This window comes from Rheinheimera sp. (assembly GCF_036782235.1).
In the GTDB taxonomy this organism is placed as follows: domain Bacteria; phylum Pseudomonadota; class Gammaproteobacteria; order Enterobacterales; family Alteromonadaceae; genus Pararheinheimera.
This window is the reverse complement of record NZ_DAIPZL010000007.1, coordinates 23,757-48,199: the sequence shown is the minus strand read 5'-3', so window position 1 is coordinate 48,199 and position 24,443 is coordinate 23,757. Positions and strand designations below refer to the sequence as shown.

The 24,443-nt window shown below is 48.8% G+C and carries 24 protein-coding genes; 8 read left to right on the top strand and 16 right to left on the bottom strand.

The features are described from left to right. Position 1 precedes the first annotated feature (1 nt). Positions 2 to 889 carry a (2E,6E)-farnesyl diphosphate synthase gene (gene ispA, locus V7P87_RS09750; protein WP_333797259.1) on the top strand — a complete coding sequence of 296 codons (888 nt, stop codon included), beginning with the start codon at positions 2 to 4 and terminating at the stop codon, positions 887 to 889. Positions 890 to 904: 15 nt separating this feature from the next. Further along, the gene (gene dxs, locus V7P87_RS09745) at positions 905 to 2,776 is read left to right on the top strand and encodes a 1-deoxy-D-xylulose-5-phosphate synthase (RefSeq protein ID WP_333797258.1); all 1,872 of its coding nucleotides are present in this window, start codon (positions 905 to 907) and stop codon (positions 2,774 to 2,776) included. A 156-nt stretch (positions 2,777 to 2,932) separates the two neighbouring features. On the opposite strand, the gene V7P87_RS09740 is transcribed toward dxs, so the two are convergent. The 10 genes from V7P87_RS09740 to glyA form a co-directional block, all read right to left on the bottom strand. Further along, positions 2,933 to 5,989: a diguanylate cyclase gene (locus V7P87_RS09740; RefSeq protein ID WP_333797257.1), complete on the bottom strand. Its 3,057-nt coding sequence runs from the start codon at positions 5,987 to 5,989 to the stop codon at positions 2,933 to 2,935. A 27-nt stretch (positions 5,990 to 6,016) separates the two neighbouring features. After that, positions 6,017 to 6,493 carry a phosphatidylglycerophosphatase A family protein gene (locus tag V7P87_RS09735; protein WP_333797256.1) on the bottom strand — a complete coding sequence of 159 codons (477 nt, stop codon included), beginning with the start codon at positions 6,491 to 6,493 and terminating at the stop codon, positions 6,017 to 6,019. Next, on the bottom strand, positions 6,493 to 7,452 hold the full coding sequence (gene thiL / locus V7P87_RS09730) for a thiamine-phosphate kinase (RefSeq protein WP_333797255.1): 960 nt from the start codon (positions 7,450 to 7,452) through the stop codon (positions 6,493 to 6,495). Before thiL ends, V7P87_RS09735 begins: the two co-directional genes overlap by 1 nt. A gap of 28 nt (positions 7,453 to 7,480) precedes the next feature. Then, positions 7,481 to 7,894 (bottom strand): transcription antitermination factor NusB, encoded by a 414-nt coding sequence (gene nusB / locus V7P87_RS09725; protein WP_260656225.1) that lies wholly within the window; start codon positions 7,892 to 7,894, stop codon positions 7,481 to 7,483. A 9-nt stretch (positions 7,895 to 7,903) separates the two neighbouring features. Further along, complete coding sequence (gene ribH, locus V7P87_RS09720) at positions 7,904 to 8,368, bottom strand: 6,7-dimethyl-8-ribityllumazine synthase (RefSeq protein WP_260656226.1); 465 nt, start codon at positions 8,366 to 8,368, stop codon at positions 7,904 to 7,906. Positions 8,369 to 8,526: 158 nt separating this feature from the next. Continuing rightward, a complete protein-coding gene (gene ribBA, locus V7P87_RS09715; protein ID WP_333797254.1) occupies positions 8,527 to 9,636 on the bottom strand; it encodes a bifunctional 3,4-dihydroxy-2-butanone-4-phosphate synthase/GTP cyclohydrolase II in 1,110 nt (369 codons plus the stop codon). A 48-nt stretch (positions 9,637 to 9,684) separates the two neighbouring features. Further along, positions 9,685 to 10,335 carry a riboflavin synthase gene (locus V7P87_RS09710; protein WP_333797253.1) on the bottom strand — a complete coding sequence of 217 codons (651 nt, stop codon included), beginning with the start codon at positions 10,333 to 10,335 and terminating at the stop codon, positions 9,685 to 9,687. A 2-nt stretch (positions 10,336 to 10,337) separates the two neighbouring features. Then, positions 10,338 to 11,459 (bottom strand): bifunctional diaminohydroxyphosphoribosylaminopyrimidine deaminase/5-amino-6-(5-phosphoribosylamino)uracil reductase RibD, encoded by a 1,122-nt coding sequence (gene ribD, locus V7P87_RS09705; protein ID WP_333797252.1) that lies wholly within the window; start codon positions 11,457 to 11,459, stop codon positions 10,338 to 10,340. Positions 11,460 to 11,462: 3 nt separating this feature from the next. Then, entirely contained in the window at positions 11,463 to 11,915 is a 453-nt protein-coding gene (gene nrdR / locus V7P87_RS09700) for a transcriptional regulator NrdR (RefSeq protein ID WP_260656230.1), read from the bottom strand. A 68-nt stretch (positions 11,916 to 11,983) separates the two neighbouring features. Beyond that, the gene (gene glyA, locus V7P87_RS09695; RefSeq protein WP_333797251.1) at positions 11,984 to 13,237 is read right to left on the bottom strand and encodes a serine hydroxymethyltransferase; all 1,254 of its coding nucleotides are present in this window, start codon (positions 13,235 to 13,237) and stop codon (positions 11,984 to 11,986) included. Positions 13,238 to 13,515: 278 nt separating this feature from the next. Between glyA and dinB the strand changes: the two genes are divergently transcribed. Beyond that, positions 13,516 to 14,571, top strand: coding sequence for a DNA polymerase IV (gene dinB / locus V7P87_RS09690; protein WP_333797250.1), 1,056 nt, complete (start codon positions 13,516 to 13,518; stop codon positions 14,569 to 14,571). A gap of 214 nt (positions 14,572 to 14,785) precedes the next feature. Here dinB and V7P87_RS09685 read toward each other — a convergent pair whose 3' ends face one another. After that, positions 14,786 to 14,998 (bottom strand): cold-shock protein, encoded by a 213-nt coding sequence (locus tag V7P87_RS09685; protein ID WP_031565533.1) that lies wholly within the window; start codon positions 14,996 to 14,998, stop codon positions 14,786 to 14,788. A gap of 285 nt (positions 14,999 to 15,283) precedes the next feature. After that, positions 15,284 to 16,609, bottom strand: a complete 1,326-nt coding sequence (locus V7P87_RS09680) for a DEAD/DEAH box helicase (protein ID WP_333797249.1) — start codon at positions 16,607 to 16,609, stop codon at positions 15,284 to 15,286. Positions 16,610 to 16,757: 148 nt separating this feature from the next. Here V7P87_RS09680 and V7P87_RS09675 point away from each other — a divergent pair, with 148 nt between their 5' ends. The 3 genes from V7P87_RS09675 (at position 16,758) to V7P87_RS09665 (ending at position 18,617) form a co-directional block, all read left to right on the top strand. Then, a complete protein-coding gene (locus V7P87_RS09675) occupies positions 16,758 to 17,291 on the top strand; it encodes a DUF2058 domain-containing protein (RefSeq protein ID WP_260656233.1) in 534 nt (177 codons plus the stop codon). Positions 17,292 to 17,602: 311 nt separating this feature from the next. Beyond that, positions 17,603 to 18,187 (top strand): GNAT family N-acetyltransferase, encoded by a 585-nt coding sequence (locus V7P87_RS09670; protein ID WP_333797248.1) that lies wholly within the window; start codon positions 17,603 to 17,605, stop codon positions 18,185 to 18,187. Continuing rightward, positions 18,171 to 18,617 (top strand): YaiI/YqxD family protein, encoded by a 447-nt coding sequence (locus tag V7P87_RS09665; protein ID WP_333797247.1) that lies wholly within the window; start codon positions 18,171 to 18,173, stop codon positions 18,615 to 18,617. Before V7P87_RS09670 ends, V7P87_RS09665 begins: the two co-directional genes overlap by 17 nt. A 59-nt stretch (positions 18,618 to 18,676) precedes the next feature. Here the strand turns inward: V7P87_RS09665 and V7P87_RS09660 are convergent, their stop codons facing one another. After that, positions 18,677 to 19,411: a class I SAM-dependent methyltransferase gene (locus V7P87_RS09660; protein ID WP_296296480.1), complete on the bottom strand. Its 735-nt coding sequence runs from the start codon at positions 19,409 to 19,411 to the stop codon at positions 18,677 to 18,679. Between the two features lie 62 nt (positions 19,412 to 19,473). Here V7P87_RS09660 and gloB point away from each other — a divergent pair, with 62 nt between their 5' ends. Beyond that, on the top strand, positions 19,474 to 20,253 hold the full coding sequence (gene gloB / locus V7P87_RS09655) for a hydroxyacylglutathione hydrolase (protein WP_296296481.1): 780 nt from the start codon (positions 19,474 to 19,476) through the stop codon (positions 20,251 to 20,253). Positions 20,254 to 20,383: 130 nt separating this feature from the next. Further along, the gene (locus tag V7P87_RS09650) at positions 20,384 to 21,979 is read left to right on the top strand and encodes a lytic transglycosylase (protein WP_333797246.1); all 1,596 of its coding nucleotides are present in this window, start codon (positions 20,384 to 20,386) and stop codon (positions 21,977 to 21,979) included. Positions 21,980 to 22,151: 172 nt separating this feature from the next. Here the strand turns inward: V7P87_RS09650 and V7P87_RS09645 are convergent, their stop codons facing one another. The 3 genes from V7P87_RS09645 to maiA form a co-directional block, all read right to left on the bottom strand. After that, on the bottom strand, positions 22,152 to 22,391 hold the full coding sequence (locus tag V7P87_RS09645) for a hypothetical protein (protein ID WP_333797245.1): 240 nt from the start codon (positions 22,389 to 22,391) through the stop codon (positions 22,152 to 22,154). Further along, positions 22,388 to 23,566, bottom strand: a complete 1,179-nt coding sequence (locus V7P87_RS09640) for an HDOD domain-containing protein (RefSeq protein ID WP_333797244.1) — start codon at positions 23,564 to 23,566, stop codon at positions 22,388 to 22,390. The genes V7P87_RS09645 and V7P87_RS09640 overlap by 4 nt, the downstream gene beginning before the upstream one ends. Positions 23,567 to 23,765: 199 nt before the next feature. Further along, the gene (maiA, locus tag V7P87_RS09635) at positions 23,766 to 24,404 is read right to left on the bottom strand and encodes a maleylacetoacetate isomerase (protein WP_333797243.1); all 639 of its coding nucleotides are present in this window, start codon (positions 24,402 to 24,404) and stop codon (positions 23,766 to 23,768) included. Positions 24,405 to 24,443 lie beyond the last annotated feature (39 nt).

The window sequence follows — 24,443 nt, the reverse complement described above, 5'->3', positions numbered from 1 at the left end:
CGTGGCGTTACCTCTGTTACCGCTCTACCAGCAAAGGGTGGAGCAAAAAATGGCTGCGCTATTGCAGTCCAGAGTCAATACTGATGCTGAGTTGTTGCAGGCCATGCAATACAGTCTGTTGTCCGGTGGCAAAAGAATACGGCCTTTTCTGGTGTACAGCTGTGGCCAGATGCTGGGCGCTTCACTGGATGATTTGGATGCACCGGCCATGGCGCTGGAGTGTCTGCATACCTACTCATTGATCCACGACGACTTACCGGCCATGGACAACGACGACTTACGCCGTGGTCGCCCAACCTGCCATAAAGCTTTTAACGAAGCCACCGCCATTCTGGCCGGCGACGCGCTGCAGGCCATTGCCTTTGAAGTACTCTCTGCCCACCCCTATCAGCAGGTGGATTTTAAAGAGCGGCTGTTGATGGTGCAGCAACTGGCACTGCATTCTGGTTATAACGGTATGTGTGGTGGTCAGGCGATAGACCTTGCCCATACCAACAAAGCCATGACTGTTGAAGCGCTTGAAGCCATGCATCAACTGAAAACAGGCGCATTAATTGAATCAGCAGTACAGATGGCCTGGTTATGCAGCCCCAAACGCGATGAAGCTGAACTGGCCGCACTGGTGAAATATGCCAGAGCTTTGGGCCTGGCATTTCAGGTACAGGACGATATTCTCGACATCGAAGGTGACACCGCCACTCTGGGTAAACCCCAGGGCTCGGATCAACAAGCCAATAAAGCCACTTATCCGGCTTTGCTTGGTTTAGAAGTTGCCAAAGCCAAGGCGCAGCAACTCTTTGCACAAGCCAAAGACGCGCTTTCTGTGTTACCTTATGACACCCAACAACTCAGCGCATTTGCCCATTACGTAATTGCACGCAGCTTTTGACCAAGGTTTTAGTTTATGGCGCCCGATATTCTTGATTACCCACTGTTAGCCAAAGCCAATCTGCCGGCAGAGTTGCGTCAGTTGCCACAAGAGCAGCTAGCCAAACTGAGCCACGAGCTGCGTGACTATTTGTTAAAATCGGTCAGCCAGAGCAGTGGCCATTTTGCATCAGGTTTGGGCACTATTGAGCTGACGGTTGCCTTACATTATGTCTATAACACACCTTTTGACCGTTTGATCTGGGATGTGGGCCATCAGGCTTATCCGCATAAAATTCTGACCGGCCGGCGCGACCGCATGCCGACCATTCGTCAGTTAAATGGTTTACACCCATTTCCATGCCGTGAAGAAAGTGAATACGACACTTTAACCGTTGGCCATTCCAGCACCTCAATTAGCGCAGCTTTGGGGATGGCCATTGCCGCCAAAGCAGAACAGAAAAACCGCAAAGTAGTGGCTGTAATTGGGGATGGAGCCATTACCGCCGGTATGGCGTTTGAAGCGCTGAATCATGCCGGTGAAGTCAAACCCGACATGCTGGTGATTTTAAACGACAACGAAATGTCGATTTCCGAAAACGTCGGCGCGTTAAACCGTTATTTTGCCCGGATTTTATCGGGTAACTTTTATACCAGCCTGCGTGAAGGCGGCAAAAAGATTTTAAGCGGCACGCCGCTGCATGAACTGGCCAGCCGCGCCGAAGAACATTTTAAAGGCATGGTGACTCCAGGTACTTTTTTTGAAGAGCTGGGGTTTAACTACATAGGCCCCATTGATGGCCATGACGTAGTGACGCTGGTCGACACCATCCGTAATATGCGTCAGCTCAAAGGCCCGCAATTGCTGCATGTCGTGACGAAAAAAGGCAAAGGGTACGCCCCCGCCGAGCAGGACCCTATTGGTTATCATGCCGTCAGCAAATTTGACCCAAGTAGCCAGGGCACACCGGCGAAAAAAGCCGGCAAGCCGAATTTTTCCAATATTTTTGGCAACTGGGTCTGTGATATGGCGGCGCTGGATCCCAAGTTGCAGGCTATTACACCAGCCATGCGCGAAGGTTCAGATTTAGTCCGTTTTTCAAAAACCTATCCGGACAGATATTTTGATGTTGCTATTGCCGAACAACATGCGGTGACTTTAGCCGCAGGTATGGCCATTGACGGTTTAAAACCTGTGGTGGCTATTTATTCCAGCTTTTTACAGCGCGGTTATGACCAGCTTATACACGATGTGGCCTTGCAAAATCTCGATGTGCTCTTTGCCATTGACCGCGCCGGCATTGTTGGTGCCGATGGTGCCACCCATCAGGGCGCTTTTGACTTAAGTTATATGCGGGCTATCCCGAATATGCTGATCATGGCGCCTTCGGATGAAAATGAATGTCGTCAGATGCTGTACACAGGCTATATGCATAAAGGCCCGGCTGCAGTACGTTATCCGCGTGGTTATGCCAACGGCACAGAAGCACAAAACAACATGACTTTGCTGCCTGTAGGCCAGAGCCGCACTGTGCGCCAGGGCAAAAACATCGCCATTCTTGCTTTTGGCCCTTTACTACATCAAGCCATGGCCGCTGCTGAAACACTGGATGCTACTCTGGTCGATATGCGTTTTGTCAAACCTTTGGATTTACCACTGCTGCAGCAACTGGCCACTAACCACCAGACACTGGTGACGCTGGAAGACAATGCTATCGCAGGTGGTGCCGGCTCTGCGGTCAATGAAGCTGTGGCTGCGCTGCGCTTGCCTTATGCACTGCTGAATCTGGGGTTACCCGATCAGTTTATCCGTCACGGCTCGCAGGAAGAGTTGTATGCAGAGCTTGGCCTGGATAGCGCCGGGATCCTGTCGCGTATTCAGCAGTTTATTGCGCCACAGTCTGCATAAAGCCGACTAAAACAACACGCAATTTGCCAAAAAGCCCGGTTTTTAACCGGGCTTTTTTATCTTTGCGACTCATCAAACACTGTAAATTATGTGATGGACGTTTTATCGCTGCTCTGCCTTGAGCTTGCTGCGACGCCAGCCTGGCATTTTGCCAGTTTAGGGATTGGCTTTACCCACTTTACACAAAGTTAAATCAAACCATGCCACACTGCCGGCCAGGAATTTTTCGACCTGAGCTTCAATATGGTTACTGTCTTCAAACTCAAAAGCATCCACCTGCTGGTCAAACAAAATAGTTGCCACCCCATTACGCCCGGCATGTTTAACATGAAACAGCGCCAACTCAGCAAGTTGCAATGACACTTCCCAGCCAATCAGCTGACCGCCTAACAAATCCAGCGGATACAAAGCATAACCAATAGAGCAATTGAGCCGCACTGCCCTGCCATCCGGCAGTAAAAACGACTCCAGCGCCACCAGCTCGTTTAACCGAAGCGCAAACTCCTTGACCAGATCCTGCGGTACGTCTCTGAGCACCAGCATAAATTCTTCACCGGCGTACCGCACCACATAATCCGAACCCCGGGTTTCACGAATAAGCAAGCCACTGATTTGCTGCAGTACACTGTCGCCGGCACTGTTGCCATATTTGTCATTGATATGCTTAAAGTTATCCAAATCCAGATGAATAAGTGCAATACATTTGTTTTGCGCCAGCATCGACTCGCGGTTGCGCTGATAATGCTCTATGTCCTTGGGCAACTGTTCAAACATAAAACGGCGGTTACGAAGGCCGGTTAACGGATCTTTATGGGTCAACTGCGACAGCTGCTCATTGAGTTCATTGAGTTTGGTATTGCTGTTTTCCAGCTCCTGCGTGCGTTGTTTCACCAGTTTGGTTAAAGACGCTTCCCTAAGCTGGTTATTGCGCCGGCCAAGCCAGAACAAACCATACAGAATGATCAAAGCCAACAACAGCCAAAGTCCACGATAAATAATGGTTTCGTCAAAACGTTTAGGGATCACCAACTCGAGTTCGGTGTTCTGCGCCAACTCCCAGCTTTGGGTACTTTGCCGGCTTTGCAGCTGGAACTGATAACTGCCAGGCGGCAGGTTGGTGTAAATAGCTTCACGTCTGCTGCCGACATAATGCCAGCCGGCATCAAAACCTTTGAGCTGATAACGGAACTCCAGCGCTGTTGGTGTTAAAAAATCAACAGCCGTGTAACGTAACGTTAAATTGCGCTCGTCGGTGGCCATCACCTGGCGGCTCTGCGCAGGCTGCACTTCATAGCTACGCTGCTGTGACAGCACCTGCTGCAGCATCGGCCTGCTGGTAGTCGTTGGACCGCCTTTAAAATTCAGCGGCACCGACACCAGGCCTTTTAAGGTGGGGTAATACAGCTGCTGATCCAGCATTGCCACTTTGCTATGACCCGTGCCGTTACAACAACGGCCAGGTGCGGTGCCAAGCTGGCGATCGTAAGGTGTTAACACCTGTTCAAATAACGATTTGCTCTGATCGTTACGTACCAGATCGGCCGGATGAAAACGGAAAATCCCTTTGAGGGTACTGGCCCAGACATAACCCGACTGGATATCGTCATACAAACTGACAATAGGTTCAAAGGGCAAACCATTGGCGGTATCAAACTGCAGCCATTTTCCGTCAAACTGACGGATAAACAAGCCATCGTCTATGGTCGAGGCGAGCAAGGTTCCGTCTTTGCGCCACAACAAACTGCTGACATAAGCGTTGTACAGCGGGCTGCCAAGGCCTATGCGCAACAATTTACCGCCCTGATACTGAAAACCACCTCTGGTGGTGCCTATCAAAAGTTTATCGCCCTGATCGGCAATATAGGTAATAACAGTGGATTCAAGCTCGTTATTGGCGGCAAAAACTTTTAATTCACCGTGCTGATACTGATAAATACCGGCACTGGTGCCAATCCAGAAACCACCGGCCACTCTGGGTTTAACCACCCGGGATTTTACCCCCTGTAACTGAGGGTCCAGTAGCTTCAGCTCGCCACTTTGCACATTAAGCCGGTACACGCCGCTGTCGCTGGCCAGCAGCCAGCTTTCGCCGTCCTGCTGCATATCCTGCACTGTGCCAAGGCTGATGTTGTGGGGCAGTGTAATAGCAGAAAACTGCTGGCTGGCATCCAGAAATCCCAGACCTTGTTGTAATGCCAGCAATAAACGGCCATCGTCAGCCGCGGCAACACTGCGCACCACTTCATCAGGCTGGTTTTTACCGACAATACGGTTAATTTTACCTCTGGATGCACGGTAAATGCCGTCACCAAAACTGCCAAGCCAGACGTTTTGCTGCCGGTCCTGATAAATGTCGGTAAATAAAGTGGAACTGCCAAGCTCATCACGGCTGATCACCTGCCAGTCCTGGCCCTGATGGCGGTGGAATAACTCGCTGTAACCTGATACCCAATCACCCTGCTGTTTATCATGAAACAGCTTATACACTGCTTTGGAATCGCGCTGCGGCAAAGGGCAACGATGAAACTGCTGATCGGCGCCAACGTGGTAATAACCTTGTTCTGTGGCCAGATGCAGGCTGTCGTGCTCCCACAACAAATCATAAACCGGGTGCTGAGCTAAGTCCGGCGGCAGTGTCAGTTTATCCAGCTGCCCTGCCCTGGAGATTTTATATAAAAATTTACTACTGCTGATCCAGACATCGGTTGGCGTCACTTCAAGCTGATTCACCTGCTCTTTTACCTGCTCCACCCGGCTGATTTTGCCTTCTTTCACACGGAACAGATTGTCAGCGGCCACCCAGATTTCGTCCGGTGCAACTTCAACTATGGCGGTAACTTCCCCGAGAATAGGGTAACGGTCAAATTTTAAGGTGGCGCTGTTCACACCGGATAAGCCTGAGCGGGTGCCCACCCAGATATAACCGTTACTGTCGGTTAATAAGCGGGTAATGGTATTGCTGACCAGGTGGCGGTTGGCCTGCGACGTAAAAACATCAAAACTATTGCCGTCAAAGCGGTTCAGGCCGGTTAAGGTGCCTATCCATAAATAGCCTTGCTGATCCTGAGTCACAGCCCGCACTGAGTTATTGGATAAACCATCAGCAGCAGTCCACTGTTTAATATCGTAATCGTAGATAGACTGCGGCTGTTGCGCCTTGAGACTTGCGGAGAAAAAAAGCAGTAATAACAAAAACAAAGAGGCAGAATTCATAACGACCTGCAGCAGGTTAACCGGTTTTTACAATTGAAGCGGTAACCATACACTATGAAGCAGCAGGCAGGCCAGCACTCCGGCGACAATATCATCCATCATCACACCTAAACCGCCGTGCACATTGCGGTCAAACCAACGGATTGGCCAGGGTTTGACAATATCCAGCAGCCGGAACAACACAAAAGCGACCAGCACATTTTGCAGGTTAAAAGGCACAGCCCAAAGCGTGATGGCAAAACCGACAATTTCATCAAACACAATGGCGCCGTGATCTTCAGTGCCAATATCACGACTGACCATTTCACACAGATACACACCGAGCAACGCAGCGGCAACAATAGCAACAGCAGCCCAGAGCGGCGATATCATCGCCAGCAGCCACACCAGAGGCAACGCCGCCAAAGTACCAAAGGTGCCCGGCGCTTTGGGCGACAGACCACTGCCAAACCCTAGCGCCAGCCAATGTTGCCATTTATGCAGCAAAAACGGATGTGCTTTCATTAAAAGTGCTGGTATCCCTGATGCGTGTAGACAAAAGGTTGATCCCCCTGGCGCAGTTCCAGTTTTCCGGCCACACCGGTAATACGGCCAATGCAGGTTACAGGCACACCATAAGGGGATAACAACACTTCCAGTGAGCCCCTTTTATCCTCCGGCACGGTAAACAACAGTTCGTAATCTTCACCACCGGATAAAGCACACTGAAGCGCCTGTTGCCAGTCACAACTGTCTTTGAGAGCCTGCGACATCGGGATCTTATTCACATCCACAGTGGCACCCACTTTCGACCTTTTCAGAATATGCGGCAAGTCACCACATAAACCGTCAGAAATATCCATAGCGCTGCTGGCAATAGTGCGAAGCGCCTGACCCAAGGCCACCCGGGCTGTTGGATAATGAAAACGCTGCAGAATATGGGCACGGTGTTTTTTACTGACTTCCACCTGATCCTGCACCAGTTTTAACCCCAAAGCGGCATCACCCAGGGTACCGGTAACATAAATATAATCACCCACTTTAGCGCCGGCACGGGTTAAGGCTTTACCTTTAGGTACCAAACCTTTGGCAATCACCGTCAGGGTCAGCGGGCCACGGGTGGTATCACCGCCAATCAACTGGCAATTGTAATAATCTGCGGTTTCGCTTAAACCTTCGGCAAAAGCCTGCAGCCAGGTATTGTTGACTTCCGGCAAACTAATGGCCAGCGACAACCAGCAAGGCTCGGCGCCCATGGCCGCCAAATCACTGACATTCACCGCCACCAGCTTATGGCCAAGCGCACGCGGGTCTACATCAGGGAAAAAATGCACACCTTGCACCATAGTGTCTGTGGTCACCACCAGATCAAAGCCTTCGCGGATTTGCACTACTGCGCCATCGTCACCCACACCAAGGACAACGTCGGCTCTGCTGCGGCCTGCCTGACTAAAACATTCGGATATGAGTTCAAATTCGCCCATAAAAAAGCCGACTTTCGCCGGCTCTCCATCAATTTGGTCGCAGTAGCTTCACTGCTTTATCGAGGATGCCGTTGACGAACTTGTGACTGTCGTCGGCGGCGAAGGCTTTGGCGAGCTCAATCGCCTCATTGATGACCACCTTGTAAGGCACATCCAGGCGGAACTTCAGTTCATAAGCCGACACACGCAAAATCGCTTTTTCCACCAGGTCAATTTCTTCAAAAGGACGGTCGATAAAAGGTTTTACCGCTTCATCCAGCACGGCATAGTTCACAGCTACACCACGCAGAATGTCCTGAAAATAACCTACATCCAGATGTTTAGTGTTCTGCTCCAGCAGTAATTGCTGTTCAATATCGCCAATTGGGTTTTTGCTGACTTGCCAGCTATAAACCCCCTGGACTGCCAGCGAACGGGACTGGCGACGTGCGTTTGGTTTCATCAAAAAATCCTAGATTTGTGCTAACACATTAACCATTTCAAGGGCAGACATAGCGGCTTCGCCACCTTTGTTACCCATTTTGGTGCCAGCACGTTCAATCGCCTGCTCAATGCTTTCAACTGTCAGTACACCAAAAGCAACCGGCAGATTGTGTTGCATCGACACCTGAGCAATGCCTTTAACACATTCACCGGCGACATATTCAAAATGCGGCGTGCCGCCACGGATCACAGCACCTAACGCAATCACTGCGTCGTATTTGCCGCTTTGCGCCACTTTTTGTACGGCCAGTGGCAGCTCAAAAGCACCAGGGATCCGCACGACGGTAATATCGCTGTCGGCAACATCGCCCACCCGTTTTAAGGTATCAACTGCGCCTTCCAGCAGACTCTCCACGATAAAGCTATTAAAACGTGCCACCACAATGGCAAACTTTTTACCTTTGGCAGCTAAACCAGCTTCAATCACTTGCATGGGTAATCCTCGTTATTGTTAAACCTTGCGTTATCGCAAGGACATGGCCGTTGATAGCCAACATCATTTCATACGGATGGTAAAAAAGGCCGCATATGATAACACAACAACGGCCTCATCCGACTAGTGTTTCTTTGTATTCACAGCACAAATAGCTGTTATTCCGAAACGTAATCCACCACTTCCAGACCAAAACCAGACAGCGCATGGTAACGTTTTGGCTGACTTAATAAACGCATTTTACGCACGCCCAGGCTGGCCAGAATTTGTGAACCCACACCCACATTACGTGAAGTGCCTTTCCAGGGCGCACTGACCGGTTTTTCACCTTTGTCTTCAGCTTCAAACGCCTGCACTGTTGCCATCAGTTCTTCGGTACTTTCGTGTTTACCTAAGAGCACCAGCACACCGCCTTCGGCATTAATACGTTTCATTGCGCTGTGCAGGGAAAAACTGCGGTTGGCTGCGCGATCTGCAAGCAGTAGGTCGCTGAAAGTATTGTGCAAATGTACCCTGACTAAAGTGGGCTGCTCAGGGTTGATCTCACCTTTGACCAACGCAAAGTGAATTTGATTGTCGATAGTGTCGCGAAAGGTCACTAAATCAAACTCACCCACAGCTGTCGGTAATTTACAGCTGGCCACTTTTTCAATAGTGGTTTCGTTCAGGTTACGGTATTCAATTAAATCAGCAATGGTGCCAATTTTAATGCCGTGTTTGGCAGCAAATTTTTCAAGGTCTGGCCGGCGCGCCATAGTGCCGTCGTCATTCAGGATTTCGACTATCACTGAGGCCGGCTCTAAACCAGCCAGTCTGGCTAAATCACAACCCGCTTCAGTGTGACCGGCGCGCACCAGTACACCACCATCCTGCGCCATTAACGGGAAAATATGACCAGGCTGCACTATGTCTGACGCTTTCGCATCACGGGCTACTGCTGCTTTGACAGTGCGGGCACGATCGGCCGCTGAAATGCCGGTGGTCACACCTTCTGCCGCTTCAATCGACAACGTAAAAGCGGTGGCAAACTGCGATTTGTTTTTGTCCACCATCAAACTCAGGTTCAGCTGCTTACAACGGTCGCGGGTTAAGGTCAGACAAATCAGGCCGCGGCCATAAGTGGCCATAAAGTTAATGGCGTCCGGGGTGACATAATCGGCCGCCATCACTAAATCACCTTCGTTTTCACGGTCTTCGTCATCCATCAGAATGACCATTTTACCGTTACGAATATCTTCAATAATTTCAGCAGGCGTATTTAATTGCATAACTCACCTAAGAGGGTTTTCACCCTGTTGTTGGCTCAGATTGTAGGCTCAGAGGAAGCCGCGTTGTTGTAACAGTTCCAGACTCACGCCGGACTTAACCGGTGCAGCTGCGCCGGTGATTAATCGTTCAAGGTATCGGGCCAGCAAATCTACTTCCAGATGCACTTTGCTGCCCGCTTCGAGCTGCTCTAACGTGGTTTGCTGCGCCGTATGCGGCACTATGGTTAAACGAAATTCGTCTGCCAGCAGCTCGTTCACGGTCAGACTCACGCCATCCACAGTGATAGAACCTTTTTCAGCAATATAACGGGCAAGCTCTGGCGGGGTTTTAATAAAAATTTGCCAGGCACGGCCGCTTTTTTCAATGCGGCTGACACTGCTGTAACCGTCAACATGGCCGCTGACCAGATGACCACCCAAACGGGTCGTTGGCAACAGCGCTTTTTCCAGATTTAGCCGCTGACCGGTTTTGTAGCTGCCAAACAAAGTCCGCTTCAGTGTTTCAGTGGATAAATCGGCACTGAACCAATCGGCACCAAAAGCTGTGACTGTCAGGCAAACACCATTGCTGGCAATACTGTCCCCCAGTTTGACATCGGAAAAATCCAGCGTTTGACTCTGAATTTTTACGCTGACATCCAAACCTTTGGGTGTTATTTGCAGCAAAGTGCCGGTCGCTTCAATAATTCCGGTAAACATTGTTATTGTCCTTTCACTTTGGCGCGTAAACGAAGGTCGCAACCAAACTGTTGTATCTCAAACCAATTGAGCCTTGGTACCTGTGACATTTCTGTCAGTTCAGCAAACTGCAACATAGGCCTCGCGTCAGGCCCCAATAGCACGGGCGCCTGATATAACACCAGCTCATCCACCAGTTGCTGTTGCCACAAACTGCTGGCTAATTGCGCTCCGGCTTCAACCCACAACAGATTAACCGGCAAAGTGGCGATAAAGGCCATCACTGCCGCTAAGTCAAAACGGCCGTCTTGGCCTACAGTGATGCCATGACGCTGTACCTGTGCGGCTGCTGGCAACTGTAACTCAGGCCAGTTCTGATGCTGCTGATGCAACAAGATGATGTTGCCCCCCTGCAAAAACAAGGGTTCAACGCCTGTTAAACGGCATTTCTGATCAAGAATAATCCGAAGCGGCTGGCGCAGGCTGCCGTTTTCCAGCGGCGTGATAGTGTCGGCACGCACATTTAGCAGCGCCTCATCACAAAGCACGGTTTCGGCAGTTGATAAAATAGCGCAGCTTTGTGCCCGCAAATGCTGCACATCAGCGCGGGCTTCATTGCCTGTCAGCCATTTACTGGCACCGTTTTTCAGTGCAGTCCTGCCATCAATACTGGCAGCCAGTTTTAGCTGTACATAAGGGTGCTGATACTGCATTTTGTGTAAAAAGCCTGGATTGAGCGCACGGGCTTGCGCTTCCAGTAAACCGGTGTGCACCTCAATACCCGCCTGCTGTAACATTGTAATACCACGCCCGGCGACCTGTGGATTTGGATCTGTCATCGCCACCACCACCCGGCTGACTCCGGCCTCGATAAGTGCTAAGGCGCAAGGCGGCGTGCGGCCATAATGACTGCAGGGCTCCAGCGTGACATAACAAGTAGCGCCTCTGGCGTTCTCGCCGGCTTCACGCAGTGCAAACACTTCGGCATGAGGACCGCCGGCCTGGCGATGATAACCTTCACCTATCACCTGGCCTTCTTTGACCAGCACAGCGCCAACGTTTGGATTTGGGGATGTGGTGTAACGACCAAGGGCGGCAAGTTCCAGCGCCCTGTGCATAAACTTTTCATCAGCTGCAGAAAACATCCGTTAGTCATCCCCCAGCCTGGCAATCTCTTCACCAAACTCGCGGATATCCTTAAAGGAGCGGTACACTGATGCAAAACGCACATAAGCTACTTTGTCCAGTTTCACCAGCCCGTCCATGATCAGCTGACCAATCAGTTCACTCTGCACTTCCCGCTCGCCTGTGGCGCGCAGTTGTGACTCAATTTTACTGATCAAAAGCTCAACCTGTTCGGTTGGCACCGGGCGTTTTTCTAAAGAACGTTGTAAACCACTGCGCAACTTATCTTCGTTATAAGGTTCGCGTGAACCATCTCTTTTGATAATACGTGGCATCACCAGCTCAGCGGTTTCGAAGGTGGTAAAACGTTCATGACAGGCACCACATTCGCGCCGCCTTCTGACCTGATGGCCATCAGCAACCAGGCGGGAATCAATGACTTTGGTGTCGTCTGCACGGCAGAATGGACAAAACACTGGGTGTTCCTTAAAAAAATGGCCGCAATTGCGGCCATATTATCACTTTTTAACTTCGGCTTGCCAAATCAGCCGTAAACCGGGAAACGGGCACAAAGTTCAGTAACCTGACCTTTTACACGCTCAACCACAGCTTCATCACCCATATTGTCCAGCACGTCACAAATATAATTAGCAACCAGACGGGATTCGATTTCACCAAAACCACGACGGGTAATAGCTGGTGTACCAATACGTAAACCTGAAGTCACAAAAGGAGAACGTGGGTCATTTGGCACTGAGTTTTTGTTCACAGTAATGTGAGCACGGCCAAGCGCTGCATCAGCATCTTTACCCGTGACGTTTTTGTCGATCAAATCCAGCAGGAACAGATGGTTCTGCGTGCCACCTGACACAACTTTGTAGCCACGGGCTTTAAACTCGTCACACATAGCGACAGCGTTTTTCAGCACTTGTTGTTGATACAGTTTAAATTCAGGCTGTAATGCTTCTTTAAAAGCCACAGCTTTGGCTGCAATCACGTGCATCAGCGGGCCGCCCTGGCCACCTGGGAATACGGCTGAATTGAGCTTTTTCTCAATTTCTTCGTTTTTACGCGCCAGAATTAAACCACCACGCGGGCCTGCCAGCGTTTTGTGAGTGGTGGTGGTGACAACGTCAGCCACTGAAATTGGATTTGGATATAAACCAGCTGCCACTAAACCAGCAACGTGCGCCATATCCACCATCAGATAAGCACCCACTTTGTCGGCGATGTCACGGAAACGCTGCCAATCCACAATGCCTGAATAAGCAGAAAAACCAGCGATGATGAGTTTTGGTTTATGCTCAAGGGCTAAAGCTTCTGCCTGGTCGTAATCAATAACACCAGTTTCCGGATGCAGGCCATATTGCACAGCTTTGTACAATTTACCTGAAGCACTGACCGAAGCACCGTGTGTTAAGTGACCGCCATGGGCCAGGCTCATGCCTAAAATAGTGTCGCCGGCATTTAATAAAGCCAGAAATACCGCAGCATTGGCCTGAGATCCTGAATGCGGCTGCACATTGGCGTAATCAGCACCAAACAGCTCTTTTGCACGGGCAATAGCTAAATCTTCAGCAATATCAACAAACTCACAACCACCGTAATAACGTTTGTGTGGATAGCCTTCGGCATATTTGTTGGTCAGTTGCGACCCCTGCGCTTCCAGCACCCGAGGGCTGCAATAGTTTTCAGAGGCGATCAGTTCAATATGCTGTTCCTGACGTTGCGTTTCGTCGGAAATGGCTTTGGCTAATTCCGGGTCAAAACCGGCAATGGTCATATCACGCTTTAACATGCTTACTCCTGCGGCGGCACAAAGGCTTTTTAAGTTGTGGATCAACGGACTAAAAAACTGGGCGCCATCATACATCGAAATACGCCGGCTTGCACTGTTAAAATGGCCATCCATCCATCCAACTTGCATTAGATTAACTAATACGTCACAGCATCGGGTCAGATCCACTATCTGAAAATGGCTAAATTTCAGTGGCTTATTTTTTTGTCTTGACAGTTTTATAAATCAGCACAAAATAACTGTATGCATATACAGATATCTAAAAGTTGTGGCTCAGAATGCGTAAAATCATTCATATCGACATGGACTGTTTTTTTGCCGCTGTTGAAATGCGCGATAACCCGGCATGGCGGCATATTCCGCTGGCAATAGGCGGTAGCCGCACCGAACGAGGAGTGATCAGCACCTGTAACTACCCTGCCCGCGCTTTTGGCGTCAGGTCTGCGATGCCAACAGGCCAGGCGTTCAAACTCTGCCCGCAACTGAAGCTGGTGCCTGGGAATATGGAAAAATATAAGATGGTCAGCACACAACTTCAGGCCATTTTCCATAGATACACCGATAAAGTAGAGCCGCTTTCGCTGGATGAGGCTTACCTGGATGTGTCTGACAGCAAACTGTTTTCAGGTTCAGCAACGCTGATTGCAGAAGATATCAGGCGTACTATTTTTCATGAAACCGGCTTAACAGCCTCAGCCGGAGTGGCGCCAAATAAATTCCTGGCCAAAATTGCCAGTGATGAAAATAAACCCGATGGCCTTTTTGTGCTGCCGCCTGACAAAGTAACAGCTTTTGTTGAACACCTACCGCTGCGCAAAATTCCCGGGGTTGGGCAGAAAACTGCAGAAAGGCTGGCTAAGTTAGGGCTTCACTTGTGCCGTGATATTCAGCAAATGAGTTTACCAATTCTCATCAAAGAGTTTGGCAGTTTTGCCGAGGTGTTGATTGAGCGCAGTAAGGGTAATGATTTGCGCGAAGTTCAAACCGAGCGTGAACGCAAATCTATCGCGGTAGAACACACTTTTAGTCAGGATCTGCAACAAGAGTTACAAGGTAAACAATGGTTGCACACACTGTATGAAAAACTACACAAAAGAGTATTACGTTGTGACGCCAAGAACCATATCCAGAAAATTGGCATCAAACTGAAGTTTCAGGATTTTCGCCAGACCACCATCGAAAGACAACATCATCAACTGGATTTACCCCTGCTGGAACAACTGCTGTCAGAAGCCTGGCAACGGGGAGAAGGTAAAGCGGTCAGATTAGTCGGGGTTCATGTCGGGTTAAAATCACCGGCACAACAAGCGCAACTCGATTTGCACTGGGAATAGTTGGTTTCGCGCCTTTGACCTACCCGCATTATTCTTTTACTGATAAAACAACTGGTTATCCACAAGACGCACCATAAACAAGTACTGGTTTTAACTGGGGAGATGTCTGAATTTGCCACATATTCAAAACTACTGCGTTTTACGTAAATAACAGCCAACAAAAAGCCGGCTACTTGAGCCGGCTCTTTACAGAAACTTTGACTATATATTGCTATTAAGCAACTACAGTTACGTTCTCAGCCTGAGGACCTTTTTGGCCTTCAGTTACTTCGAAAGTCACTTTCTGACCTTCTACCAGAGTACGACGACCAGTACCGTTGATAGCGCGGAAGTGAACGAAAACGTCTTTGCCGCCTTCACGCTCGATGAAACCAAAACCTTTATCTTCGTTGAACCACTTAACGGTACCGGAAATTAATTGTGACATAACATTCTCTTACTTTAACTATATTTGCCATACAACTGGCGACTTAAATATTACCGGCCACGTTCGAGCTAGTACATATTACAACCCCATTATCAGTGAACCTCATAACCGGGTCAATAGGTATTGCTGTTCGAGCAGAAAATAAATTCCCTGCATTCTGACCGCACCCATTGCTTGTAAGACAGGCTTAACAAACAATATGTTGCTACCATACTCGTCTGTTTTTTGAGCTGATAACTTCTCGAGTGTAGCACCATTTAATGAATAAAAAACAAACACCTTTGATTATTTTTGTTTTTTCTTCATTGGTGCTGAACCATCATCCCCACCCTGGAAAAACTTCGGCGACTTTTTAGCTGCAGTTGCGCTTGTGGATGAAGTTATTGTTGCCGCATCTTTTTTGCGTTTTGGCTTTGCTGGAGCAACCTTTTTAGCAGCAGGTGCCGCTTGTTTTGCCTTAGCACCATCAAATTTAGCAGGTAATGTTTCAACCACAGCCATCTCTAATGGCCGGCGTAAAAACTGCTCAATACGGACAAAACTATCCCAGTCTTTTGGTCCGACCAAAGACAGGGCTTTGCCCTGTTGTCCCGCCCGCCCGGTACGGCCAATACGGTGTACATATTCTTCAGGATGTTTAGGCATATCAAAATTGATCACATGAGAAACCTGCAACAAATCCAGGCCGCGGGATGCAACGTCCGTAGTGACTAAAATCTGATATTTATTCGTGGCAAAAGCCTGCATTACAGTGTTGCGCTGTGCCTGAGTTAATTTGCCGTTCAGACCCACAGCCGCAAAACCAGCCTGTTGAACCACAAGCGCTAATCTGTCGGTATCTTCTCTTGTTGCAGTAAATACAATCAGTTGTTTGATTTGTTCTGTCGCCAGAAAGTGCTTAAGCAAGGCTTCTTTATGCGTCAGATTGTCAGCGAAATAACATAGTTGCTGAATATCTTTGTGCGGATCATAACCTGCACCAAGTGCAACCCGGTATGGGTCTTTTAATAATGATAATGCCAGTTCGTTGACATCTGCGTGATCGAGAGTTGCCGAAAACATTAATGTCTGACGCAATCTGTGATTGGCCGCTTTATGGATGGCAGTTAACTGTGGCATAAAACCCAAATCCAGCATCCGATCGGCTTCATCCAGGATCAGCATTTCAAGCCCCTGAATAAAAAAGCTTTTATGCTCAAGATGATCAGCAAGACGGCCAGGTGTTGCCACTATAATATCGGGCTGACGCTTTAACAGTTTTTCCTGATCGTTAAAGTTTTCACCACCAACAATAAAAGCACTGCTGAGTCTGGTGTTGGCCACAAAAAGACGCAACTGCGCATAAATTTGTGAAGCAAGTTCGCGGGTGGGCGCCAGAATCAAAGCTCTGGCGTCTTTTTGTGACAAAGGCCGGCTTTTTAACAGGCGCTGCATCATTGGCAGCAAATATGCCAGCGTTTTACCTGACCCGGTTTTTGACGAAACAATTAAGTCTTTACCGACCATCACCGCAGGCACAGCTTCCTGCTGGATAGGCGTTGGCTGGGTAAAACCCAGATGTTCGATAGAACGGAGGATCCGTGGGTCAAGTTTTAAATCGCGAAATGGCAAAGCAGACTCTCTTTATGAATAAAAAAACATGCATAGCATAACCGAAATGCAGATACCTCGTCAGCATTTGTACCGGCACTGCGCCACTTTGCAACTTGCAGAGAACATGAAACAATAAAGCCCTCTCCGGATTTTTAGGATATTGACCATGAGTAAATCTCTGCAGGAACAGCTACTCAAGGCTGGCCTGGGTAATGCAAAAAAACTCAATGCCATCAAAAAAGAAAAACACAAAGAGCGGGTTCAGGCCGGTAAAAACGGTGTTGTGGTAAATGAAGCCGCAATTCTTGCCGAACAAAGCAGGCAGGCTCAGATTGCCAAAGATCAGGAACTGAACCGGCAAAAAACTGAAGCTCTCGCTAAAAAAGCACTTGCCGCTCAGGTGAAACAAATTGTTGAGTTAAACAGTCTGCCGCATAAAGGTGAAATTGCCTTTAACTTTACCGACGGTACTCTGGTGAAGCGTATTTACGTCAGTGAAAAAGTACAACAGCAACTGGTCAAAGGTTTAATTGCCATCGCTAAAGTGGGTGAACAGTATCACCTGATCCCTATCCAGATCGCAGAAAAAGTGCAACAGCGCTTGCCTGAAGCTGTATTGGTACTCAACCAGCAGGATGAACAGCTGCCGGAAGACGACCCTTATGCCGACTTTAAGATCCCTGATGATTTAATGTGGTAAGCATAAGGTTTGAACCAGCACGGAGATGCAGCTCTGAATCACCATAAAAAGAAGATCACTGTGTTGTCTTGGCTGTTATTGGCCCTGACCGGCACTGTGTCAACATTGCTCAGCGTTGTAAATAACAACTTTCAACTGGTATTTGCACTGTCAGCCGTTATTTCCTGGGTACTGCTGAGCTGGATCTGGTCTGACAAAAAATTTTATCAGCAGCCCTTCTATCGCTGGAGCTGGTATCTGACCTGTCTGCTGTTCTTGATAACTGTCTCAGCTGTTCTCTACCAATTCTGGGCCAGTGGGGGACTCTGAGCATGTCGGATTATCTGCTGCAAAGTGCCACTATTGATGATTGCCTGGCCCTGAGCCGCTGTTTTGATAGCGCAGCGGCGCTTAGTCAATGGGGTGGCGAGGGTTTTGTTTACCCGGTGAATAAACTGCAGTTTTTGCATCAGTTACACAAACCCGATACTGAAAGTTATCAACTCAGTCAACAGGGTACAGCTCTGGGCTTTGGTCAGATTTGTGATCGTTTTGGCAAACACCATCTGGCGCGCCTGCTGGTGTTACCACAATATCGTGGCAAACAACTGAGTTATGTGTTGTTGCTGTCCTTAATGGCAAGGGCATTACAACAAAACCCCAAACTTGATTTTTCATTGTTTGTGTTTAAACACAACCAGCTGGCCGCACATTGTTATCAGCAACTGGGTTTTGTTGAACAACCACAGCCGGGCAGCAGCCATCCGGATTTACGATTTATGCAGCTGAATAATCAACAAGCCAAAACCCTGCTTAGCGCCAATCAATGGCAGTTAAAAGCAACAGCCTCAGGATCTTTGGTGCATTGTGTAAAAGAGTCACAGATGCAGGAGCCTTCTCATGCCCATTTGGATTGACGCTGACGCCTGCCCCAAGGTGTGCCGCGATATGTTATGCCGTGCCAGTGAACGAACCTCAACAGCACTGATTTTTGTGTCAAACCACCCTATACCACTGCCCAAAAGTCCGCTGATTAAAGCTATACATGTGCCCTCTGGTTTTGATGTTGCCGATAATAAAATAGCCGCCGACATTTTGCCCAATGACTTGTTGATCACCCAGGATATTCCGCTGGCAGCAGCTGCTATTGCCAAAGGCGCTTTGGTGATCACTCCCAGAGGCGACGTGCTTGATAAAAATAATATTGGTGAGCGTCTGACACTGCGTAATTTTCAGGAAGAGCTGCGCGGCAGTGGTATGCTCAGTGGCGGCCCGGCCGCTTTGGACAATAAAGACAAACAAAAATTTGGTAATGCGCTGGATAAGTATTTAAGCAGCAAGCGTTAAGCTCACACTATCCCATCGCACCGCAGGCAACAACTTTTCAAGCAAGAGGAAACAGCCTGTTAACTCTGTTGCCTTGCACTTACCCCTTTAACAGCAGGGTTAAAACTATTGGTGAGCTGCCATTTGGGTTTAATCGGCGTCAGCGGCAGGGTTCTTTTACGGGCAACCAGCACATAAGCTGAACCAAAATAATGTAAATGATGCTCTGCCCACAGTTTAAAGGCCGGTAAATTGTTTTTCTCCGACAACATGCTGCTGCAAAACAGCCGTTGTTCGTACAAAACCTCAAATCCAAGCAAATGTAGCCAGTCTTTGACCCTCGCCATACTAAAAAAACGTCCTGTCCAGGGTAAACGATGTTGCAGGCCGGGCCAGAGTTTTAACAGCCCGCAGAGACTCACAGGATTAACGCCGCTTAACAGCAGATAGCCGTCCGGCATCAACACCCGGTGAGCTTCACGGATCACATGATGTGGATCTTGTGTATATTCCAGACAATGTGCCAGCAATACGGCATCCACTGCATGTTCGATAAAGGGCAGATCATCAGGATCGGCCATGACAGTGGCGAGTTCAGCTTGAGTTGCCAGCCTGATCTGGTGCTTAATGCTGCAGGCACTGGTATCAAGGGCACTACTCAGATCGCCAACTTTTAACAAGTGGTAACCAAAGATCCGCGGCCACCACAAGTTAAACTGCGCTTCGAGCTGCTGCGAAAGTGCCTTGCCACTGGCAAAATCAGTCCAGCGCAACGGCACTGTGGCAGGGATATGTCGGCTTAATGCAGGTTTCATCGTGCTGGCGCCCTTATTACCAAACCAGGTGAATTACAAAATAATCTAAAGAGATCAATCAGATGTACCATATCACTGCCATAGCTGCATTTAAAGATAACTATATCTGGTGTTTGCATCACCAGGGCAAAGCTGTACTGGTCGACCCGGGTGACGCCGAACTGGTCACTGCTTTTTTAACAGCTCATCAGCTGGAGCCTGTGGCCATTCTGGTCACGCATCATCACTGGGATCATGTGGACGGCATTCCTGCTTTGCAACAACACTGGCCTGAGTTAGCAGTGTATATCAGTGCCGGTGAGCGCGACAAAACCAGGCATCAGTTAAAAAATTGCCATATTGTCAGTGATACGATGCAGTTTGTGGTTCAAGAGCTGCAATTAACTTTTAGCGTGTTGGCGGTGCCTGGCCATACGCTGAGCCATGTTGCTTATTTTTGTCAGCTTCAGGCACAAGAGCCGGTGCTTTTTTGTGGCGACACACTGTTTAGCGCTGGTTGTGGCCGCTTATTTGAAGGTACACATCAACAAATGTACCAGTCACTTGGAAAAATCAACACACTGCAAGGCAACACACAAATTTATTGCACCCACGAATATACCCTGGCCAATCTGCAATTTGCTAAGGAAGTGGAACCAGACAACAACGCGATAGTCGAACACCGGGTCTGGTGTGAAACCAGGCGTGCTGCCAATCAGCCAACACTGCCGACCAGTCTTGAGAAAGAGCGGCAAATTAATCCTTATTTGCGCTGTGAAATTCCGGCATTACAACAGCGTTGGCAGCAACAGAACGGCGCCGACTTATTCCGTTTTTTAAGGTTATGGAAAGATCGGTACTAAGCCAAACTTGCATTCACCTCAAGAGCAGGTAACATACCGATCTTTTTGTCGCAGCCTGGTTGCGGGAACAAGGCGGTATTTGCAGTGGCCGGCGCCACAGTTAACTTGCATTAAAAATGGTAGCTCGCTGATGGTTGTGTTTAAAAAAATTCTGTTGATGATGATGGTGCTGACCTTGGTCAGTTGTGCGGCCCGCCCTGTGTCTACTTCGTCGCAACAGCCGCAACAAGATATGACCCTATCAGATACAGCCACTGCGGATAACATAACACCAGCAGAGCCTGCGACTTCAGATGATTATTCTGCCGCAGCACCACAGCATCAACTTTCTCAGTTTGACACCGTCTGGCAACGGATTGGCCATCAAGTCAAAATTAAAGTGCCGGACAATGCGGACATCCGCGCACAACGCGCATTTTATAAAAGGCATCAAAAACTGCTGGATGAAGTGTCCAGAAGAGCAGAACCCTTTTTATATCACATTGTGCTTGAGCTGGAAAAACGCAAGATGCCGGTTGAACTGGCATTATTGCCGATAGTAGAAAGTTCTTTTAATCCACTGGCGCAAGCCGGTGCCCCGGCAGGCTTATGGCAGATGGTGCCGCAAACAGCGCGAAACTTTGGCCTCAAACGCAATGAATGGTATGACGGTCGTAAAGATCCGATTGCATCCACTGCAGCTACCCTTGATTATCTGAAATATCTGTATCAACTATTAGGTCAGGACTGGCTGAATGCAGTGGCCGGATACAACTCAGGCGAAGGTACTATCGAAAGAGCCATCCGGCGCAATCAGCAAGCTGGAAAGCCTATTGATTTTTGGTCACTGAACCTGCCCAGAAAATCCACTATCTATATGCCAAAATGGCTGGCACTGATTGATTTGGTGCAAAAGCCTGAACAATACGATGTGCGTTGGGGTTATATTGCCAACAAACCCAGCATAGGTTTTGCCAGCATCAAAGGTCCGGTGGACATGGCTCAGGCAGCCAGTCTGGCCGGCTTATCTTTAATTGAACTTCGGAAACTCAATCCGGCTTTTCGAAAAAGCACCACTGCGCCTGGCGGTCCTTATTCACTGGTGTTACCGCTGGATAAAGTGGCGCAGTTTAACAGCCAAAGCGGGCAGCTCAAATTACAAAAAGTTGCAGCAACAACAGGAAGTTACACTGTAAAAGCCGGTGACAGCCTTGGCAGCATTGCCAAACGTCATCAGCTCACTGTCACAGCACTGCGACAAGCCAATCAACTCAGCTCAGATCAACTGCAAATAGGACAAAAACTGACTTTACCTGGCATCAGTTCTTCAGCAGATTCCTTTGCGGTCTCAGACAATCTGGGTAGCGAAAAAACCGGTGGTAAAAAACCGTCACAGCACCACTCTTATCAGGTAAAAGCCGGGGATAATCTTTGGGATTTAAGCCGAGAGTTCAAAGTGGATTTAATGGAGCTTGCCAGACTGAATAAGTTAACCAAAAGCTCAGCATTAAAACCCGGACAAAAGATTTTGATCCCGACAACAGCGAATATCAGCCTGGCCAAAAACAGCAAGAACAAAGACAAAAACGAAAACACAGCCAGTTATATCGTTAAAAGTGGTGATTCGCTGGATAAAATTGCCAGAAAACACAAAGTTAAACTTGCTGATTTAATCCGCTGGAATGCACTGCGCGAAAGTAGCACCTTACAACCTGGACAAAAACTGAAAGTGTCAGGCGTCAGATAACCACAACACTGGGGAGATGGGCAAGCTATTGTCCCGAAGCTAACATCTGGAGATTTGAACCCGATCAAATGACCTGGGTTTTAGGCTCAACTTTATAACAGCATCTGAGCATCAGGCTTTGCTTATCACTTCCACTAAAAATCCCCAAACATCAGAACCAATGACTGATGGACTAAACTTTTAACCTGACTTCACCATTTTTGCCGGGATGCTCATTTTGCAATTGCAATGCCGGCAGCAAACCCCAGCAAATCAGCATCACAGGTGCCAGCCAGATATACCAGGGCATGCCGGGATGATCATAACTGTGCCACCAAATGGTCAAAGCTGCGGCAACTTGCAGCACAAGCCCCACACAACCAACATAAAACAAGGTGGCATTCAGCCATTTTTTTGGTAAGACAACTTTCATAACTCAGGCTCCGTCACCTGCTGCTGTAAACGGCAAAAGGTGTCAGTCAGTTTAAACTGCGCCAAAGCGTGCCAGCAAGGCGTTGGCAAACTGTCGTCCTGTTGCTGACGCCGAAACATCAGTACATAAGAACTCAGATGCAAAATGGTTTGTAATAAACCAGGCTCTGCGACTTCATTTAAGCTAAGCCGGTACATCACGGCATCACAGATATCCTGGTCAAATCCCCACAATAACAACAAATAAGCACTGATCAGGCAGTGATCAGGGATCCCCTCCTGAAACATATCTTCTGCAGTGAGATGCTGTAATTGCACCGGCATCGCCGACAATAACACCAAAGGTCCCAGCACCTGTAATAATCCGGCTAAAAACGCCTTGTCCGCAAGGGCTGCTCCGCCTTGCTGGGTTTTGGCCAACTGACTTGCCATTCCGGCCAGTTCAAAAGACTCATGCAATAACTGCTGATGCAAGTCAGAGCGGATCTTACCTTCATACTGACTATGCAACTGCACGGCAAAAGCCACGGCTTTGATGAGGGAGCGACCTAAACGCACCACCACTTCAGCCAAATCGACGGTCTGGCGGCTAAATCCCAGGTAAGCGGAGTTGGCAATTTGTACCAACCTTGCTGCCAGTGGCGCTTCACGGGCAATAGCCGTTGCCAGTGCATGGGTACTGCTATTTCCATCATTTAACAGCTGGAGCAAGGTCTGATAGTGATTCTGTTGCACCGGCAGCGAATAAATCTGGCCAAGCTGGTAACGGCTATGCGCAGTAAAATTGCCGCTATACAGTTGCTGCACCCGCAAAAACAGCTGGATAAATTGTTGATCGCTGACCGGTGACGACAGCAGGAGCTGTGCTGCATGGTTGGTCGCCAATAATAAGGTGTCGGTGTTTTTATCCGACAACAGCACCCGCACTGTTGCCGGACTGTGGCGACAACAAAAATCCAGTAACAAATCGCCGCTGTCTTCCGGCTGTAGCCATTCGGTCAGCACTAATGTGACGGTCTCGGTTTTCAGTAATTGCCGGGCGCTTTTGGCATCTGCAACATAATGACACACCCAGTCCGGCAGATACTGTTGCAGCAAATGTCTGAGCGAGGCTTGCGCCAGCGGATCCGGCACGACCAGGATGGCTACAAAAGCCTGAGTGGGTTCTTGATTCACTAGGAAACTCCGGCAAAGGCGGGACTCTTTTGATTGTAGCCAACTTCAACTGACAATGCGGCTAAGAGTCTTTGCTGCGACGACAACTGTACTGTTGTTGTAACACAGAGTCAGGGCCGGATGCCAGCCTGTTTTACACTGCAGATCCTGATAAAAAGCAGCGGTCACTCGCTCCATTTGGCCGCTGCAAATGTGCTTATTACTGTGCGTCGGGTTGTTGCTCAGGTGAGGCTTTCATAAAAGCCGGCAACGAGGTGCAGTGCTGATAAATCCGTTTTAAGGTTGGATATGCAGATAAATCCAGACTAAAACGCACCGCATTATACATCTGTGGGATCAGGCAAATGTCCGCCCAGGTGACTTCATCACCAAAACAACAGCTGCCAGCGGTTTTTTGTAAACGCAGTTCCAGTGCCTGTAAACCTTGCTGCAGCCAATGTTGGATCCAGTGTAGTTTTTGCTGTTCACTCAGCCCAAGTGGCCCGGTGAGATACTGCAGCACCCGCAGATTGTTTAGTGGATGAATGTCACAGGCAATATCGAGCGCCACGGCGCGCACCTGCATCGCCTGCTTTAAATCTTTGGGCAATAAGGCCGGTGTTGGGTGTAGCGCTTCCAAATATTCCAGAATGGCCAGCGACTGATTCAGTTTTAAATCTCCATCCACCAGCACGGGCACCAGTTGCGCCGGATTCAGCGCCTGATAATCGGCACTACGCTGCTCGCCGCCTTCTCTTAACAAATGCACATAACGGGTATCGGGCTGCAAGCCCTTTAAAGCCAGGGCAATACGCACCCGGTAGGCTGCCGATGAACGCCAGTAACTGTAAAATTCCATAACATGCTCCTGCAATAAAAACCGCACATAACAAAAAGC

Bases quoted from the DNA above. Each gene is read 5' to 3' on its own strand.
- dxs (WP_333797258.1), top strand. From the start codon at position 905: ATGGCGCCCGATATTCTTGATTACCCACTGTTAGCCAAAGCCAATCTG.
- V7P87_RS09740 (WP_333797257.1), bottom strand. From the start codon at position 5,989: ATGAATTCTGCCTCTTTGTTTTTGTTATTACTGCTTTTTTTCTCCGCA.
- V7P87_RS09735 (WP_333797256.1), bottom strand. From the start codon at position 6,493: ATGAAAGCACATCCGTTTTTGCTGCATAAATGGCAACATTGGCTGGCG.
- thiL (WP_333797255.1), bottom strand. From the start codon at position 7,452: ATGGGCGAATTTGAACTCATATCCGAATGTTTTAGTCAGGCAGGCCGC.
- nusB (WP_260656225.1), bottom strand. From the start codon at position 7,894: ATGAAACCAAACGCACGTCGCCAGTCCCGTTCGCTGGCAGTCCAGGGG.
- ribH (WP_260656226.1), bottom strand. From the start codon at position 8,368: ATGCAAGTGATTGAAGCTGGTTTAGCTGCCAAAGGTAAAAAGTTTGCC.
- ribBA (WP_333797254.1), bottom strand. From the start codon at position 9,636: ATGCAATTAAATACGCCTGCTGAAATTATTGAAGATATTCGTAACGGT.
- V7P87_RS09710 (WP_333797253.1), bottom strand. From the start codon at position 10,335: ATGTTTACCGGAATTATTGAAGCGACCGGCACTTTGCTGCAAATAACA.
- ribD (WP_333797252.1), bottom strand. From the start codon at position 11,459: ATGTTTTCTGCAGCTGATGAAAAGTTTATGCACAGGGCGCTGGAACTT.
- glyA (WP_333797251.1), bottom strand. From the start codon at position 13,237: ATGTTAAAGCGTGATATGACCATTGCCGGTTTTGACCCGGAATTAGCC.
- dinB (WP_333797250.1), top strand. From the start codon at position 13,516: ATGCGTAAAATCATTCATATCGACATGGACTGTTTTTTTGCCGCTGTT.
- V7P87_RS09685 (WP_031565533.1), bottom strand. From the start codon at position 14,998: ATGTCACAATTAATTTCCGGTACCGTTAAGTGGTTCAACGAAGATAAA.
- V7P87_RS09675 (WP_260656233.1), top strand. From the start codon at position 16,758: ATGAGTAAATCTCTGCAGGAACAGCTACTCAAGGCTGGCCTGGGTAAT.
- V7P87_RS09670 (WP_333797248.1), top strand. From the start codon at position 17,603: ATGTCGGATTATCTGCTGCAAAGTGCCACTATTGATGATTGCCTGGCC.
- V7P87_RS09665 (WP_333797247.1), top strand. From the start codon at position 18,171: ATGCCCATTTGGATTGACGCTGACGCCTGCCCCAAGGTGTGCCGCGAT.
- V7P87_RS09660 (WP_296296480.1), bottom strand. From the start codon at position 19,411: ATGAAACCTGCATTAAGCCGACATATCCCTGCCACAGTGCCGTTGCGC.
- gloB (WP_296296481.1), top strand. From the start codon at position 19,474: ATGTACCATATCACTGCCATAGCTGCATTTAAAGATAACTATATCTGG.
- V7P87_RS09650 (WP_333797246.1), top strand. From the start codon at position 20,384: ATGGTTGTGTTTAAAAAAATTCTGTTGATGATGATGGTGCTGACCTTG.
- V7P87_RS09645 (WP_333797245.1), bottom strand. From the start codon at position 22,391: ATGAAAGTTGTCTTACCAAAAAAATGGCTGAATGCCACCTTGTTTTAT.
- maiA (WP_333797243.1), bottom strand. From the start codon at position 24,404: ATGGAATTTTACAGTTACTGGCGTTCATCGGCAGCCTACCGGGTGCGT.